Genomic DNA, 1,088 nt, shown 5'->3' with positions numbered 1-1,088 from the left:
TTAACGTGAGTTCGATGGAGTTTGATCGCCACACCCTTCGGCTGACGCTCACGGCGAAGCCACAAGCTGTAAGTTATCAGGCGGGAAGTGAAATTAGCTTGTCAGTTTTAATGTTTATTTAATGCGCGGGAAATTTGAGTTTATTCAAAATGATAAACTGGTTGTTTAATCTCATACAATGATGGCTTTTCAGGTTGATAAGTATAAGCAATCATTCCGGCTACTAAATTCACCATAAAATTACCTACACTTCGATGTCTTGTATGTTCAATTTGGCATAAGTTTTTCAGTTGATCATTCACTGATTCTATTATACCTCTTTTTCTTAATTTCATTTTATCTGACCACAACATTAGTTTATTTTTCATGTTTTTCTTCAGCCTAGTTATCAGTTGTAAACCTTTTTCATGTAATTGCTTAAATAATTTTTCGGAAATATATCCCTTGTCTCCAAAAATTTTTCCCACAATTCCTTCTGTTAATTCTGGGACTACTTTTCGGTCATCAACATTAGCAGGTGTGACTTGAAAATTTAAAATTTCCCCATAGTCGTTGATGATTAAATGTAACTTAAATCCAAAATAAAAGCCAATTGAACTTTTCCCCCATTCCGCTAGTCCAGCAAAGACTTTATGGCTATTTGCTCGATTTTCATGACAGACCTTTAAGGCGGTCGAATCGATAAAACTTGTTCCAGTTACCTCGCCTTTACAACAATATTCAAAGTAACAACATAGTGCTAATAAAGCATAAGACATTAACTCAACAAAACGATTATAACTGACTAAGTTAGGCATAGCTTTTGACCAATATGCCATTACTTGTAATCGGTAAAAGTCTTTAAATGTTCGGTAACGTGAACCATGAAATCCGATCAATATTGTCATTATTTCACTTAAAGTCAAGCGGGTTTTGGGTCGGCTTTGACCCACCACTTCTGGTAACAACATTTGTGCCAATAAGGGTTCAAATACTTGACAAAAGTCATCCAGGTCACAAAAAACTTTTGTTATGTCTAAGTGTGATGCTCTGTGATCCATAAAAGCCTCCTTAATTGTCTAATATTTGCTGGTTACATCTCTATTTTC

Annotated in this window: 1 protein-coding gene; it reads right to left on the bottom strand. The window is 35.2% G+C overall.

The genetic code is table 11. The features are described 5' to 3' along the window. Positions 1-140: 140 nt before the first annotated feature. Positions 141-1,040, bottom strand: a complete 900-nt coding sequence (locus PL9631_RS25935; protein ID WP_083617988.1) for an IS982 family transposase — start codon at positions 1,038-1,040, stop codon at positions 141-143. Between the last annotated feature and the right edge of the window lie 48 nt (positions 1,041-1,088).

It is taken from the genome of Planktothrix paucivesiculata PCC 9631 (assembly GCF_900009265.2).
GTDB classification, from domain to species: domain Bacteria; phylum Cyanobacteriota; class Cyanobacteriia; order Cyanobacteriales; family Microcoleaceae; genus Planktothrix; species Planktothrix paucivesiculata.
The sequence above is the reverse complement of the archived record's forward strand: the minus strand, read 5'-3'. Positions and strand labels throughout refer to the sequence as shown.

Coding starts and splice junctions, on each gene's coding strand:
- PL9631_RS25935 (WP_083617988.1), bottom strand. CDS start 1,040: ATGGATCACAGAGCATCACACTTAGACATAACAAAAGTTTTTTGTGAC.